General features: G+C 64.3%; 15 protein-coding genes. 8 read left to right on the forward strand and 7 right to left on the reverse strand.

Annotated features, from left to right (window positions below):
* Positions 1-4 precede the first annotated feature (4 nt).
* From I5E68_RS14790 to I5E68_RS14815, 6 genes are all read right to left on the reverse strand, one after another.
* Entirely contained in the window at positions 5-1,588 is a 1,584-nt protein-coding gene (locus I5E68_RS14790; protein ID WP_323982183.1) for a terminase large subunit, read from the reverse strand.
* 64 nt (positions 1,589-1,652) lie between these two features.
* Positions 1,653-1,967 carry an HNH endonuclease signature motif containing protein gene (locus I5E68_RS20445; protein WP_369122930.1) on the reverse strand — a complete coding sequence of 105 codons (315 nt, stop codon included), beginning with the start codon at positions 1,965-1,967 and terminating at the stop codon, positions 1,653-1,655.
* A gap of 67 nt (positions 1,968-2,034) precedes the next feature.
* Positions 2,035-2,283: a hypothetical protein gene (locus I5E68_RS14800; RefSeq protein WP_197165331.1), complete on the reverse strand. Its 249-nt coding sequence runs from the start codon at positions 2,281-2,283 to the stop codon at positions 2,035-2,037.
* Positions 2,280-3,641, reverse strand: a complete 1,362-nt coding sequence (locus I5E68_RS14805) for an AAA family ATPase (RefSeq protein WP_197165332.1) — start codon at positions 3,639-3,641, stop codon at positions 2,280-2,282. Before I5E68_RS14805 ends, I5E68_RS14800 begins: the two co-directional genes overlap by 4 nt.
* On the reverse strand, positions 3,638-3,946 hold the full coding sequence (locus tag I5E68_RS14810) for a hypothetical protein (RefSeq protein ID WP_197165333.1): 309 nt from the start codon (positions 3,944-3,946) through the stop codon (positions 3,638-3,640). Before I5E68_RS14810 ends, I5E68_RS14805 begins: the two co-directional genes overlap by 4 nt.
* Positions 3,947-4,350: 404 nt before the next feature.
* Positions 4,351-5,664: an MFS transporter gene (locus I5E68_RS14815; RefSeq protein WP_197165692.1), complete on the reverse strand. Its 1,314-nt coding sequence runs from the start codon at positions 5,662-5,664 to the stop codon at positions 4,351-4,353.
* 215 nt (positions 5,665-5,879) lie between these two features.
* On the opposite strand from I5E68_RS14815, the gene cyoA reads away from it, so the two are divergent.
* The 8 genes from cyoA (at position 5,880) to I5E68_RS14855 (ending at position 13,397) form a co-directional block, all read left to right on the forward strand.
* The gene (cyoA, locus tag I5E68_RS14820) at positions 5,880-7,151 is read left to right on the forward strand and encodes a ubiquinol oxidase subunit II (RefSeq protein WP_197165334.1); all 1,272 of its coding nucleotides are present in this window, start codon (positions 5,880-5,882) and stop codon (positions 7,149-7,151) included.
* Positions 7,152-7,158: 7 nt separating this feature from the next.
* The gene (cyoB, locus tag I5E68_RS14825; RefSeq protein WP_197165335.1) at positions 7,159-9,168 is read left to right on the forward strand and encodes a cytochrome o ubiquinol oxidase subunit I; all 2,010 of its coding nucleotides are present in this window, start codon (positions 7,159-7,161) and stop codon (positions 9,166-9,168) included.
* A 3-nt stretch (positions 9,169-9,171) separates the two neighbouring features.
* A complete protein-coding gene (cyoC, locus tag I5E68_RS14830) occupies positions 9,172-9,831 on the forward strand; it encodes a cytochrome o ubiquinol oxidase subunit III (RefSeq protein ID WP_197165336.1) in 660 nt (219 codons plus the stop codon).
* Positions 9,831-10,217, forward strand: a complete 387-nt coding sequence (cyoD, locus tag I5E68_RS14835; RefSeq protein ID WP_197165337.1) for a cytochrome o ubiquinol oxidase subunit IV — start codon at positions 9,831-9,833, stop codon at positions 10,215-10,217. Before cyoC ends, cyoD begins: the two co-directional genes overlap by 1 nt.
* A gap of 71 nt (positions 10,218-10,288) precedes the next feature.
* Complete coding sequence (locus tag I5E68_RS14840) at positions 10,289-10,993, forward strand: SURF1 family protein (RefSeq protein WP_323982184.1); 705 nt, start codon at positions 10,289-10,291, stop codon at positions 10,991-10,993.
* Positions 10,993-12,288 carry an ATP-binding protein gene (locus I5E68_RS14845; protein ID WP_197165339.1) on the forward strand — a complete coding sequence of 432 codons (1,296 nt, stop codon included), beginning with the start codon at positions 10,993-10,995 and terminating at the stop codon, positions 12,286-12,288. Before I5E68_RS14840 ends, I5E68_RS14845 begins: the two co-directional genes overlap by 1 nt.
* Positions 12,289-12,305: 17 nt before the next feature.
* Positions 12,306-12,860, forward strand: coding sequence for a response regulator transcription factor (locus I5E68_RS14850; RefSeq protein ID WP_323982185.1), 555 nt, complete (start codon positions 12,306-12,308; stop codon positions 12,858-12,860).
* A gap of 87 nt (positions 12,861-12,947) precedes the next feature.
* Entirely contained in the window at positions 12,948-13,397 is a 450-nt protein-coding gene (locus I5E68_RS14855) for a PilZ domain-containing protein (RefSeq protein WP_197165343.1), read from the forward strand.
* Positions 13,398-13,430: 33 nt separating this feature from the next.
* Here the strand turns inward: I5E68_RS14855 and I5E68_RS14860 are convergent, their stop codons facing one another.
* Entirely contained in the window at positions 13,431-14,480 is a 1,050-nt protein-coding gene (locus I5E68_RS14860) for a MarR family transcriptional regulator (RefSeq protein WP_440590241.1), read from the reverse strand.
* Between the last annotated feature and the right edge of the window lie 4 nt (positions 14,481-14,484).

Consider the following 14,484-nt stretch of genomic DNA (forward strand, 5'->3'; position numbering starts at 1 on the left):
TAGCTTAGATCCACATGAGCCCTTCGCCCCGATAGACCTGGGGGCCCTCATCGACCGCCGCTGCACCGCAGGCCATGATCGTGGCAACGATGCCGTCGATCCGGTCATATGACTTCGCCTTGGTAGGCTTGCGGTTGCCTGCCGGGTCGGTTTCCACGATCACATTGCCCGCCTGCCAGCGCAGCAAGGGATTGCCGTTGTGCTGCAGCTTGCGCGTCAGCAGGGCAGTCTCGAACGCGTCCACCGCAGCCGCGTAGGATTTGAAGCCGGGGACGAACTCGGTCATCGGCAAGTCAATCCCCTCGTCGTTCAGCAGCTTGTTTAGGCGCTCGATTTGCCAGCGGTCGAAGGCGATGCCGCGCACGTCGTACCGGCTGCGAATGTCGGCGAGCTGCATCAGGATCGCCAGATCGTCACGGGCGTTGCCAACCGTCGCTTGCGCCCAGCCATCGGCAACCCATCGGTCGTAAGGCACGCGATCGCGATCCACGCGCGCCGGGATCGTGTCATAGGGCAGCCAGTGCCAGACGAGAACCTTGCCGGCGTGCGGGAAGTAGAGCGCAAGCGCAGTAAGGTCGCGGGTGCTCGACAGATCCAAGCCGCCGTAGCACACCTGCCCTTCCAGCTCGGTCGCGTCGAAAGGCTCACTGTTCGCATCCCAATCGAGCTGCTCGATAAACCGCCCTTCGGCGGCAATGCGCTGGTTGAGCTGGAGCAGGCGAAACGAGGGCTGGAACGAGGGCGAGCGTTTGGCGCGTGCCGCTGCATCGGCAAACTGATCTTCGTTGAGGAACACGCCCAGCGCCGGATTAGCCGCCGCCCAGGCCTCTCGGTCGTCGAGAGCGCACTCGTTCGGCGCTGCGTGCAGCTGGGTGTAAACCGTGGGCACTGGCTCTGCGTCCAGCATCTCGGAGAAGAAATGGAGGTCATCGGCCGCCTGCGTGCTGATCGTCACGCCCAGCGCCGACGTGCGCTTGCCCATGCCGGTGGCAAGGTTGTCCCAAAGCTCCCGGCTGCGCCACTGCGCCACCTCGTCCGCGATCCAGAACGACGGCGCGAGGCCATGCGCCTTGCGAGCATCGGAGGTCAGCGCACGCCAGCGGGACTGGCTGTCCTCGTCGATGATTTCCTTGTGCCAGTCGCGGATATTGACCCGAGCCGCCATCCAAGGCGTTGCCTCGATGTAGGCCCGCGCCTGGTTGTAGAGCACACCGGCCTGCTCGCGATCGAGGGCAGCGGCATAGCACTCCCCGTAGGCTTCCGAGCAAGGGCCCAGCAGGTGTGCCAGCGAGAGGCCGGACAGCAGGGCGGACTTGCCATTGCCGCGCGCCACGGACAGCGCTGCGAGGCGCACCAGACGGTTGCCGTCACGATCTCGCGGCTCGTACACTCCCCGGATGAACTGGCGCTGGAACTCGATCAGTTCGAGCGCCTCACCAGCCTTCAGCCCCGACACGATCGGGAGCGTCTCAAGGAAGGCGATCACGCGATCCGCTTCCGGCATCCCGTCCTTTTCCCAAGGGTGGGCAGCCATCATCGCCAAGGCTGGCGAGGGCTCGAAGCTCGCGAACATCGGCAGGCCGGTCACATCGGTCTGAGCGACCGGCGCAGCCTTCGCAGCGGCGCGCAGCCGAGAGGCTCCAGGTCCACGCTTACCCACGGCGGATTCCCCGAACTAACTGAGTTTCAAGGCTCGACGGCGCTACATGGGCCTCAGCCCTGAGCGATTTCCAAGGGTGAGCCGGGTCGATCGGATTGCCATCGGCATCGCAACCCTTCATCGGCTTGGTCGTGCTGGCCGCACCTGCCTCGCCACCTCGCGCCGTCTTCCGACTGTGGCAGGGCAGGCAGAGCGCTTGCAGTCCGTCGTGACCGGGGAAAGGCGCGCCACCCTCGCTGATAGCCTTGATGTGGTCGACATGGCTGGCCATGGTCAGCGCGCCACGCTTCGCACAATGGCGGCACATGGGTTCAAGCGACAGGTGTGCTTCACGCAGTCTGCGCCACCGCACCGTGTTGTAGGGCCATGCTCGGTTACGCACCCAACGCCTCCATCGTCATGTCGACCACATCGAAGCGACCAGGGAGAATGAACGCTCCGAAGTCTTCGGCAGCATCCTTCGCCAAGCAAAAAGTTGGGTACTCGATGCCATCGCCAAACGGCTCAGCGTCAGGGCCAAGGCAGAGGTTGAGCTTGTAGCAAGGCCAGCCATCAGTCCCTGCCCAAAGTTCGATCAGCACGGCAGGGTAAGCGTTTGCCATCAGCGTTTCAGTGATGCTCACCGCTTGCCTCCCTCATCATCAAAAGACTCATCGGGCGACCAGCCCGATTCAATGGAGGTATCAGAGGAGGGGCTGGGGGCCCCAGGCCCAGCCCCCTTTATACCTTTAGGTATAAGGGTGTGTGTGCGGGGGCGTTCGGGACGGGGTTCGGGATCGTTCGGGACGAGTGTTCGGGAGGCGTTCGGGGAGCGTTCGGGAACCTCCACGAGGATAGTTTTTTGGGCTGATTTGCCGGGGCGCTCAACGGTTGCTGTCGTGAGTTTGCCCATCATGAACAACCGCTCCATAGCCCTCTTGAGCGCAGCCTTTTTCAGGCCCTTTGCCTGAGGCATTCCCTCGAACTGCGATGGCGCATAGTTCGGTCCTGGGGCGGGGCCCACTTCGCGCCCTTCGCCCTGCTCCATGCGTGCCCTGAGGCAGCGCAGGAAGATCTCGACCTCACCGTTAGCCTTGATGATCTCAGCAATCTCGGCGCGCTGGTCAGACGGCAGCTCGCCTTCCAAGATGAACGCCCACTGGTGCCAGCGGAAGCGCAACGCTTCACCCGGCGCCGCATAGTTCGCCTTGCCGATCGTGAGCGCGCGCACGTCCTTGTCGTTCTCGTTCCCTTCATCGTCGACGACACGATTGATCCAAACTTGCGAGCGGACCGCATTGAGCCATGCCGTCGATCCGCTGTAGGTGTCGCCGCTTTTGTTCGGATGCCCGACAAGGATGATCGCTGCGCCAGTCTGCGACGCCAAGCGGTTCAGCAGGTTGACGAAGCGGGTTACGTCATGGCGGTCGTTCTCGTTCCCGGCGAACAAATGCGCCACATTGTCGATCGCGACGATCTTGCTTTCCGTAGCTGTAATTGTCTCAGCAAGCCGGTGGAAAGCTGGCGAAGGTCCATAGACGCCCTTGTCGTCCTTGCACTCAAGCTCATTGTCGAGCGCACCGCGCAGACTGACCAGATGCAGCTTACCGGCAAGACTCGCCATCGGGACGTCCAGCGCCTCGCAAAGCCGCTCCTGACGGTAGTGCAGGTGCGTCGGGCCATCCTCGCAAGTGACGTAGAGGGTCGGACAGGCCATGACCTCCAACCCAAGGCAGTTAAGGCCAGCGGCTGCGCAAGTGGCGAGCTGCTGGGCCAACAGTGATTTGCCGGAACTGCCGGGGCCGGTGAAAAGCGTCACCTCGCCAAGGGGCGCAACACGTTCAATCGCAAACACAGGTGCCTCCGCGAGGGTCATTGCCAATTCGGCAAGGTTAAGCGAGGCAAGCCGTGGCGCCTGATTGCCTTCCGTCCCGTCAACAATACGCAGTTTGCGGCGACGCTCGGCGTCTTCTGCCTGGCGCTCAATATCGTCCCAATTCATACGCCTGCCTCGAACAGCAAGGCATCGTTGGCACAAATCGTCAGGCGCTTGGCAAGCTTCGCGATCCTCTCAAGAGTATCGACGTGGGCGGGTGCAAACTTCCAGGTTGTGGTCAACTCGCACACCATCCAGCACAAATCGCGGGCCAGTGGGCTCTCAGTCTCGTAGGCCATGCATGACGCAAGGTTGCCCGCATGGTGAAGCTTGAGACGAAGATCACGCTCCCTCGCAGGCAGCGGCCCCATGAGCGTCGTGATAGGATCAATCTGGCGCGCTTCGGTGAAGGTGAGAGACTGATCGGTCATTGCGCTGACCTCCCGTCTCCGGTATATTCGACAGCGCCGTTCGCCTCCACGCAAATGGTTTCAGCCCTCGTTTCGCCTGCCAGCGGAACGGGGGCTTTTTCGTTGGCATCGGGAGGCAGTTCAGGGTTAGACAGTCGTGCCGGAACGCCGCAGTTTCGCGCAGGCGAAAGCTTGCCGGTTAGACGTCTGAAACTATCGTTTTTGCGTGCATTTGGAAGCCCGGCTCGGGCCTCCATCCTCACTACATTCTGATCGAAGCACGACGCGCCATGCACTGCATGAGCGCGCGAAGTCGTATGTGCCGTTCACGCGTAACGCTGTGACCGCCGAGACCGGTTCCCCATACGAAAAAAGCCGCCCGACACTGGCCGGACGGCTTTTTCGATCAGGCAGATGCCTGCCGCTTACTTGCGGCTGGCAAGCTCGCGATTGAGCCACAGGGCCAGCAGCGTCGCGATCGCACCCGAGAACAGATACGCACCCGAGGCAAGCAGGCCGAAGTTGGCCGAGAGCAGCAGCGCGGCCAGCGGCGCGAAGCCTGCACCGAACAGCCATGCAAGGTCGCTGGTCAGCGCCGAGCCGGTGTAGCGGTGCTCGGTCGCGAAGCCGGTGGCGACAACACCCGAGGACTGGCCGAAGGCGAGGCCGAGCAGGATGAAGCCGAGCACCATGAACAGGATCTCGCCGAACATGCCCCCGTCGAGCAGCATGGGAGCGAAGCCCGAGAACACGGCGATACCCACCGCGCACGAACCAAGCAGCGTACGGCGACCGAACTTGTCGGCAAGGTAACCCGAAGCCAGCACCGCGACCACGCCGAAGGCTGCCGCGACGGCCTCGATCAGCAGGAAGCTGATCGGCGTGTCGGCGGTGAACAGGAACACCCAGGACAGCGGGAAAACGGTGACCATGTGGAACAGCGCGAAGCTGGCGAGCGGCGCGAAGGCACCGATCACGATGGTCTTCCATTCGTCGCGGATGGTCGATGCCACGCTGACCGCCTGGAGGTCGCGCGACTGGAACAGGTGCTCGAACTCCTCGGTGACCACGATGCGCAGGCGAGCGAAGAGCGCCACCACGTTGATCGCGAAAGCAACGAAGAAGGGATAGCGCCAGCCCCAGTCGAGGAAGTCCTCGGCGGGCAGCGAAGCGACCATGAAGGCGAACAGCGCGCTCGCGACCATCAGTCCGAACGGCGCACCGAGCTGCGGGACCATCGCGTACCAGCCGCGCTTTTCCTCGGGCGCATTGAGCGCGAGCAGCGAAGCGAGGCCGTCCCAGGTACCCCCGAGCGCGAAGCCCTGACCCAGACGAAACAGCGCCAGCAGCCAGATCGCGGTGTTACCCGCGCTGTCGTAGGACGGCAGGAACGCGATCGCCGCAGTCGAACCGCCGAGCATGAACAGCGCGATCGTCAGCTTGGTCCCGCGCCCATAGGCCCGGTCGATCATCATGAAGAAGAGCGAACCGAACGGACGTGCGACGAAGGCCAGCGCGAAGATCGCGAAGGAGTAGATCGTGCCGGTCAGCGCATCGACGAAGGGGAAGAACAGTGCCGGGAACACCAGCACCGAGGCGATGCCGTAGACGAAGAAGTCGAAGAACTCTGAGGTACGTCCGATGATCACGCCGATCGAGATCTCGCCGGGCGAGATTTCGTGGCGCGCCTTGAAAATCGGAAGCCCGAGTTCATCGCGGGTCGGGGTGGAAGTGCTCATCTCGGTATTCGCGGCCTTCATTATCCAGGTCCCGGCAGTGGTCCGGTCCTTGCTGCACGGGATCGTGTGCCAAGGCCCGTCGCGGGACGAATCAAAGGCGGACGCAAGGCGCGCCCGTTCGGAGTTATCGCGCCCTATCGTCATTGATCGCGATCAAGGGGATTGGACAAAATGTCCTATGTTCGCATTCGCAGCACGGTCCTAGGCGACGCGTCATGCGCTCTCCCGAGTCCCGAAAGATGCCGCGCCTTCCTGCCGCGCTGGCCCGAGCCCCTGTCGCCCGTACTGCTGCCGCACTGGCACTGACGGGCGCCCTTTCAGCCTGCAACACCGTCGTGCTCAAGCCGGCCGGTGACGTCGCGCAGCAGCAAGGCGACCTCGTCGTGATATCGACGGTCCTGATGCTGCTGATCGTCGCTCCGGTGATGCTCGCGGTCGCGGTGTTCGCCTGGCGCTACCGCGCCTCGAACACCGAAGCCAAGTACGAGCCGGACTGGGATCACTCGACCCAGCTCGAACTGCTCATCTGGGCCGCGCCACTGCTGATCATCATCTGCCTCGGCGCGCTGACCTGGACCAGCACGCACCTGCTCGACCCCTACCGCACGATCGGTCGCATCGACGACAAGACCCCGCTCGCCTCCGACGTGAAGCCGCTCGAGGTGGACGTCGTCGCGCTCGACTGGAAGTGGCTGTTCATCTACCCCGAACAGGGCATCGCCACGGTCAACGAACTGGTCGTTCCCACCGGTCGCCCGCTGCAGTTCCGCATCACCGCCTCGAGCGTGATGAACTCGTTCTACGTTCCCGCGATGGCCGGCCAGATTTATGCCATGCCCGGCATGGAGACCCGCCTGCACGCGGTGATGAACAAGACCGGCGACGACTTCGTCGGCTTCTCGGCGAACTACTCGGGCGCGGGCTTCTCGGGCATGCGCTTCAACACCCGCTCGGTGACCGAGGCCGATTTCGCCGCCTGGGCTTCCTCGGTCAAGGCAGGCGACGACAAGTCCGCTGCCGGTGCCCTCGATGCCGCGACCTATCTCGAACTCGAGAAGCCGAGCGAGAACACCCCGGTCATGCACTATGCCAATGTCGATGCCGACCTGTTCGGCAAGGTCGTCGACCTTTGTGTCGAGCCCGGCAAGATGTGCATGAGCGAGATGATGGCGATCGACGCACGCGGCGGCCTCGGCAAGGCCGGCATCCGCAACGTCGAGATGTTGACTTACGACAAGTACGGCCGCGATGCCGCCACGAGCGCCACCGCGAACCCGTCCGCAGCCGTCCAGCGCGAGCTGGCCTGGGTCCGCGCCCTGTGCAAGCAGGCGCCCGGCAGCGTGATCGACAATACCGTCGAGGCGCCCTCGGACCTCAGCGCGCTCTCGGGCTCGGACCTCAAGGCTCCGCAGTCCATTTCGCTCAACGGCCGCGAGGCCGACGCCGCGAGCACCCCGGCTCGCCCCTCCTCGATTACCCGGAACTGATAGCACCATGGCCATCGAAGCCGTAGATCATTCGCACTGGAGCCCCTTGCTGGGCCGCCTGTGGTGGGACGCGATCCCGCCCGACCCGATCGTTTGGGCCACTTTTGCCGGCGTCATGGTGGGCGGTATCGCCCTCGTCGCCGCCCTCACCTACTTCAAGGTCTGGGGCTACCTGTGGAAGGAGTGGTTCACCAGCGTGGACCACAAGAAGATCGGGATCATGTACATGATCCTGGGTCTGGTCATGTTCGTGCGCGGCTTTGCCGACGCGATCATGATGCGTCTCCAGCAGGCCATGGCCTTCAACGGCAGCGAGGGGTATCTCAACTCGCACCACTTCGACCAGGTCTTCACCGCGCACGGCGTGATCATGATCTTCTTCGCCGCGATGCCGTTCGTGACCGGGTTCATGAACTACGTCGTGCCGCTGCAGATCGGCGCGCGCGACGTCAGCTTCCCGTTCCTGAACAACTTCAGCTTCTGGATGACGGCCTCGGGCGCGGCGCTGATCATGGCCTCGCTGTTCATCGGCGAGTTCGGGCAGACCGGCTGGCTGGCCTATCCCCCGCTTTCGGGGATTGCCTATAGCCCCTACGTGGGTGTCGACTACTGGATCTGGTCATTGCAGATCGCAGGCGTCGGGACGCTGCTCTCGGGCGTCAACCTGATCTGTACCATCGTCAAGATGCGTGCGCCCGGCATGAACATGATGAAGATGCCCGTCTTCACCTGGACCGCGCTTTGCACCAACATCCTGATCGTCGCTGCCTTCCCGGTCCTCACCGCGGTGCTGACGATGCTCTCGATGGACCGCTATCTCGGCTTCAACTTCTTCACGAACGACTTTGGCGGCAGCGCCATGATGTACGTGAACCTGATCTGGATCTGGGGTCACCCCGAGGTCTACATCCTCATCCTGCCGGTCTTCGGCATCTTCTCCGAGATCGTCTCGACCTTCTGCGGCAAGCGCCTGTTCGGCTACACCTCGATGGTCTACGCGACGATGGTCATCACCATCCTCTCGTACCTCGTGTGGCTGCACCACTTCTTCACGATGGGTTCGGGCGCGAGCGTCAACTCGTTCTTCGGCATCACCACCATGGTGATCTCGATCCCGACCGGCGCGAAGCTGTTCAACTGGCTCTTCACCATGTACCGCGGCCGCATCCGCTTCGAGCTGCCGATGATGTGGACCGTCGCGTTCATGCTGACCTTCACGGTCGGCGGCATGACCGGCGTGCTGCTCGCCGTTCCCCCCGCCGACTTCGTGCTGCACAACTCGCTGTTCCTGATCGCCCACTTCCATAACGTGATCATCGGCGGTGTTGTCTTCGGCGTCTTTGCCGGCATCAACTTCTGGTTCCCCAAGGCCTTCGGCTTCAAGCTGCACGAAGGCTGGGGCAAGCTGAGCTTCTGGTGCTGGGTCGTGGGCTTCTGGTTCGCGTTCATGCCGCTCTACGTGCTCGGCCTCATGGGCGTCACCCGCCGCATGCGCGTGTTCGACGACCCGAGCCTGCAGATCTGGTTCGTGATCGCCGCCTTTGGTGCGGTCCTGATCGCAGCCGGTATCGGTTCCTTCGTCGTGCAGATCGCCTGGTCGATCTGGAAGCGCGACGAGCTCAAGGTCGACGGCGACCCCTGGGGCGGCCGTACCCTCGAGTGGTCGACCACCTCGCCGCCGCCGCACTACAACTTCGCGTTCACCCCGGTGATCCACGAGATCGACGCCTGGGACGACATGAAGCGCTGCGGCACCCCGCGTCCGACCAAGGGCTTCCTCTCGATCCACATGCCCCGGAACACGGGCGCCGGCATCATCATCGGCGGCATCGCCACGGTGTTCGGCTTCGCGATGATCTGGCAGATCTGGTGGCTCTCGGCGCTGACCTTCCTCGGCATGATCGGCTACGCGATCTTCCATACCTTCAACTACGATCGCGACTACTACATCCCCGCGGATGAAGTGGCCGAGACCGAAGCGGCGGCCAAAGGCCAGCCCGTGATCGCGGGAGCCTGAGCCATGACCGCCACCACGATGGACACCATGAGCAACCAGCCCAAGCCGACCGCGAGCCCCGAGCAGCTCACTGCGGCCTTCTACGAGCTCGAGCCGCATCATCACCCCGAAGGCGCCAGCACCATGCTGGGCTTCTGGATCTACCTGATGAGCGACTGCCTCATCTTCGCGATGCTCTTCGCGGCCTATGGCGTGCTCGGCGGCAACTTCGCCGCCGGGCCCGGCCCCAAGGACCTCTTCGAGCTGCCGCTGATCGCGGTGAACACGGCCATGCTGCTGTTCTCCTCGATCACCTACGGCTTCGCGATGCTGGCGATGGAGAAGAACAAGGCCGGTGCCACCCAGCTGTGGCTGCTGGTCACCGCCGTGTTCGGTGCCTGCTTCCTGGGCATCGAGCTCTACGAGTTCACGCACCTCATCCACGAGGGCGCGACGCCGATGCGCTCGGGCTTCCTCACCGCGTTCTTCTCGCTGGTGGGTACGCACGGTCTGCACGTCACCTTCGGCCTGATCTGGCTGTTCACGCTGGTCGTGCAGATCTCGAAGAAGGGTCTCATCCCGGCCAACAAGCGCCGCCTGATGTGCCTCTCGCTGTTCTGGCACTTCCTCGACGTCATCTGGATCGGCGTCTTCACCTTCGTATACCTGATGGGAATGCTGTGATGAGCAACCACGCCCACTCCAACCCGGCCGCGCCCGACAACCACGACGAGCATGGCGGCAGCCACGGTTCGATGCGTGACTACACCATCGGCTTCCTGCTCTCGGTCGTGCTCACCGCGATCCCGTTCTGGATCGTCATGACCGGCGCGATCGCCGACCGTCAGAGCGCAGCGCTCGTGCTGATGGCCTTCGCGATCGTGCAGATCGTGGTGCACATGATCTACTTCCTGCACATGAACACCAAGTCGGAGAACGGCTGGACGGTCATGGCGCTGATCTTCACGATCATCATCGTCGTGATTGCCCTGTCCGGATCGCTCTGGGTCATGTATCACCTCAATACGAACATGATGCCGATGAGCCACGATATGGGACAGGTACCCTGACACCTTCGGGACCAGAGACTGAGACCATCAACGAAGCGCGGCGGCCCTGGGGGCTCGCCGCGCTTCTCGTTGTGGCCCTGTGCCTGTTCGCGGGACTTGGCTTCTGGCAGGTCCAGCGCCTGCACTGGAAACACGACCTGATCGCCCGGGTCGACGCGCGGATTCATGCCACCCCCGTCGACATGCCCTCGCCCGATCGCCTGCAGAATGTAGACACGACGACCTTCGAATACCTGCGCGTAGAGGCCACCGGTACTTATCGCGCCGAGGCCAGTGCACTGGTGCGTGCGGCGACCGAACTGGGGACCGGCTACTGGGCGATGACGCCGATGGACACCGACCAGGGCGAGACACTCTGGATCAACCGCGGCTTCCTGCCCGCGGGCACCGGGCTTTCCACCGCGCGCGCGAGCGTGCCGCTGGGCAAGGTGACGGTAATCGGCCTACTGCGCCCGAGCGAACCGGATGGCAGCCTCCTTCAGGCCAACCGGCCCGCCGACGACCGCTGGTATTCGCGCGATGTTATGGCACTGAGCGATGCGCGCGCCGTGCAAGAGAGTGTGTTGCCGGTCTTCGTCGACGCCCAGTCGGAACGCTTGACCGCCTCCGCCCCGGCCCGGGCGACGCCGGCAGGACCCAAACCTGTCCCCGGCCTCACCGTGGTCAACTTTCCCGACAACCACCTTGGCTATGCCATTACCTGGTTCGCGCTGGCCCTGATGTCGGCAGGCGCAATCGTTCTGGTGTGGCGACGCGCGGGACGGCGCGCTGAGTGATGAGCACCGCGCCCGATCCGGCGGCAGCGCATAGCGAGAGCTGGCGCAACGTCCACTTGCTGATGCAGCTGCGCTGGGTCGCGGTGATCGGGCAATTGGTCACCATCGTCGCGGTCACCCAGGTGCTCGCCGTACGCCTGCCGGTCGGACCGCTGCTCCTCGCGCCATTGCTGCTCATGGTGATCAACCTCGCCACGGCGACGGTCCTCCACCGGCGCGAGTACTTCCCACAGGCCGAGCTGTTCACGGCGCTGCTGATCGACGTCTGCGTACTCGCCTGGCAGCTCTATCATTCGGGCGGCGCGACCAACCCGTTCACCTTCCTCTTCCTGCTCCAGATCGTCATCGGCGCGGTCATTCTCGAGCCGCGCTGGAGCTGGGCCATTGCCGTTCTGGCGAGCCTCGCGGTGGTCGTTCTGACCTTCGCCTACATCCCGCTCGAACTGCCCGCACGCCATCTCGACAATCCCTTCGGGCTCTATCTGCTCGGCAGTCTGTTCTGCTTCGTCCTGACTGCGGGCCTGCTGGTCTTCTTCGTCGTGCGGCTCGACCGCAACCGGCGCGAGAGCGACGAGGCGCTGGCGCAGCTTCGCCGCCATGCCGCGGAAGAGGACCATATCATCCGCATGGGTCTGCTCGCGTCGGGGGCGGCGCACGAACTGGGCACCCCGCTATCGCTGATATCGGTGGTGCTCGGCGACTGGGCCCGCCTGCCCCAGCTCGCGGACAACGCGGAAATGGCCGTCGACCTGCATGACATGCGCACCGAGCTGGAACGCTGCAAGACGATCGTCAGCGGCATCCTCATGTCGGCGGGTGAAATGCGGGGCGAAAACCCGGCCGTCACCACCGTGCGCACCCTGTTCCGCGAAATGGTCGATGAATGGCAGGGCCGCCGGCACGCAGAGCTGCGCTTCATCGACGAATTCGGGGACGACCTCGCCATCGTCGCCGACCCCGGCCTGCGCCAGGTCATCGGCAACGTGATCGACAACGCGCAGGAAGTGTCGCCCGACCTGGTCGAGATCGAGATCACACGTGTGGGTGGCGATCTCGAGGTCACGGTTCGCGACCGCGGACCGGGTTTCGCACCCGAGATGCTCGACCGCATCGGCCAGCCCTATTCCTCGACCAAAGGGCGCCCCGGCGGTGGCCTCGGGCTGTTCCTCGTCGTAAACGTCGTGCGCAAGCTGGGCGGACGGGTTCTCGTCGAGAACCGCGAAAGGGGCGGAGCCGAAGTTCGACTGGTGCTCCCGCTCAAGGCCCTGGCGCTGAGCATGGACGATCTCGCATGACCCAAACAACTTCCCCTGTGTCCAACGAGCCCCCCCGGGAGGACGGTCCGCCCCCCTCGCTCCTGATCGTGGAGGACGATCCGGCCTTCCTGCGCACACTGAGCCGTTCGTTCGAACGTCGTGGCTATACGGTCAGCACGGCGACATCGGCCAGCGAGGCGGACGAGGTGACCGCGACGCAAGGCTTCGACTACGCGGTGGTCGACCTCAAGCTCGGCAACGATTCTGGCCTTACCGTGGTCCAGTCCCTCCACCAGCGCTGGCCCGACACCCACATCGTCGTTCTCACCGGCTACGCCAGCATCGCGACCGCGGTCGAGGCGATCAAGCTGGGCGCTGCGCACTATCTCGCCAAACCCTCCAATTCCGACGACATCGAGGCGGCCTTTCACAGCGTGCAGGGCGATGCCAGCGTACCGGTCGACGGCAGGCGCAGCTCGATCAAGACGCTGGAGTGGGAATACATCCACCAGACCCTCGTCGAATGCGAATTCAATATTTCCGAGGCCGCCCGCCGGCTGGGGCTGCACCGGCGAACCCTCGCCCGCAAGCTCGAGAAGCGCCGTATTTAAGCGGCGCCCCTCAGGCTTGTTGCCTAGGTGCGGCTCGCTAGGGCTGCCCTAACCCGCAGCTAGTGCCCCGCCGCCATGATCGGTGCCATGGATCGATCCGATAGCGAAACCCGGGCAGACCCGTTCCCTGCACGCCGCCGCCACATCTGCGTGGCGCGATGCGCCGAACCGAGCATCACCGGATCGGGCCGGCGCAAGCTCGCACGCCTGCGCGTCAGGCTCGCCGCGCGGATCAGCACGTTGTGCGAGACGCGCCAGACCATCCTCGCCGACCTCTCCCAACGCGGAGCAAGGGTCCTCACCGAGGCTCGCTTCGAGCCGGGCTGCGAAGTGCTGCTCGAATGGGGCGAGCACGAGGCGCTGGGCGAAGTGGTGTGGTGCAACCTCAACCAGTGCGGCATTGCCTTTATCGAACCGATCGAGGAGGCCACCCTCATCGCCACACGCCAGCTGAACGACGCGGCCCGCCTTCCGCGCGAGCGCGAGGTCCTGCGACGCATTGCCCGGCGCTGGGCAAGCGGGACCGACCAGAGCTAGCCTTTACCCTCACCCAAGAGGGTCTCGCAGACCTCACACCGGCATCGCCTCGACAAGCGCCAGATCCTGAAAATAGCGGGCCATCGCATCGAGCGTGCGATCGGACAGCTCGATGAAGGCGCGGCGCCGGTCGCTGTCGTCACAGATCCGCAGGAACAGCCCCGCCTCGGTCATCTGCCCGATCCAGCGCAGCGCGGTGGTCGGCGGCACGCCCGAGGCAATGCACAGCGAGGTGATCGAGACGCGCTTGCCCTCGACACGCGCGGCGGTGAGATCGAGCAGCATTTCCCAGGCCGGATCGGCGAACAAGTCGCCATCGAAAAAGCGCGCGCGCAAATGCCGCTGGCGGATGATCTGCCGCACCAAGGGGGCCGGAGGCAGCCGCGCGGGGTCATGCGCTGCGCCTTCCCATTCCTCGGGCGCTTCTCTCTTTGAGCCCGTCTGCGTCCCGAAGCCGAAAGCGGAGCGCGCCTGCGCCGTGCCTGCACATTGGGCGCCCCCGGAACCGGCGTCACCAAGGCCCGAAAGCGGTGCGAGCCGATCGATGTGGCTGGCGATCTGGCTCACCTGCTCGCTCAGGCGCAACATCATCATGCGGTCCTGCTCGGAGAGTTCGCGAACCGCCGTATCGGGCCAGGAGGCAAGGACCTGACCGAGGGCAATCACTCGTTCGGCACGACTGGGATCGACGAGCAGTACCGGGTCCGACTGGTCCATGCAGGCGAAGATGTCGTCGAGCGCCTCGACCGACGTCGAGACGATCAGCCGTGTGCCGCAAGCCGCTGCCCGCTGGTCGATCGTCGCGAAGGCCGCCAGGCGGCGCGCATCGATCACCGGACAATCGAGCAGGACGATATCGGGCAGGACCACGCTCCCGCATTCGTAGAATTCCTCGAGCGAACCCACCGTATGGACCCGCAGACCGGCTGCGGCGGCGTCCTCTTTCAGGCTGGCCCGCAGGTGCGCGCGATCCGCATGGATGGCAAGGCTGGGCATACCCGCCTGCCCTGCCTCGCCTTCGCCCGCGTTCCCCGCGGCCGACGCGTATGAAAAGTCCAGACCATCGAATTGTGCATTCGCCATAAGT

The sequence above is a fragment of the Novosphingobium aureum genome, from assembly GCF_015865035.1.
Lineage (GTDB): Bacteria > Pseudomonadota > Alphaproteobacteria > Sphingomonadales > Sphingomonadaceae > Novosphingobium > Novosphingobium aureum.

Bases quoted from the DNA above. Each gene is read 5' to 3' on its own strand.
- I5E68_RS14860 (WP_440590241.1), bottom strand. From the start codon at position 14,480: ATGGCGAATGCACAATTCGATGGTCTGGACTTTTCATACGCGTCGGCC.
- I5E68_RS14810 (WP_197165333.1), bottom strand. From the start codon at position 3,946: ATGACCGATCAGTCTCTCACCTTCACCGAAGCGCGCCAGATTGATCCT.
- I5E68_RS14805 (WP_197165332.1), bottom strand. From the start codon at position 3,641: ATGAATTGGGACGATATTGAGCGCCAGGCAGAAGACGCCGAGCGTCGC.
- cyoD (WP_197165337.1), top strand. From the start codon at position 9,831: ATGAGCAACCACGCCCACTCCAACCCGGCCGCGCCCGACAACCACGAC.
- cyoC (WP_197165336.1), top strand. From the start codon at position 9,172: ATGACCGCCACCACGATGGACACCATGAGCAACCAGCCCAAGCCGACC.
- I5E68_RS14845 (WP_197165339.1), top strand. From the start codon at position 10,993: ATGAGCACCGCGCCCGATCCGGCGGCAGCGCATAGCGAGAGCTGGCGC.
- I5E68_RS20445 (WP_369122930.1), bottom strand. From the start codon at position 1,967: ATGTGCCGCCATTGTGCGAAGCGTGGCGCGCTGACCATGGCCAGCCAT.
- I5E68_RS14815 (WP_197165692.1), bottom strand. From the start codon at position 5,664: ATGAGCACTTCCACCCCGACCCGCGATGAACTCGGGCTTCCGATTTTC.
- cyoA (WP_197165334.1), top strand. From the start codon at position 5,880: ATGCGCTCTCCCGAGTCCCGAAAGATGCCGCGCCTTCCTGCCGCGCTG.
- cyoB (WP_197165335.1), top strand. From the start codon at position 7,159: ATGGCCATCGAAGCCGTAGATCATTCGCACTGGAGCCCCTTGCTGGGC.
- I5E68_RS14855 (WP_197165343.1), top strand. From the start codon at position 12,948: ATGGATCGATCCGATAGCGAAACCCGGGCAGACCCGTTCCCTGCACGC.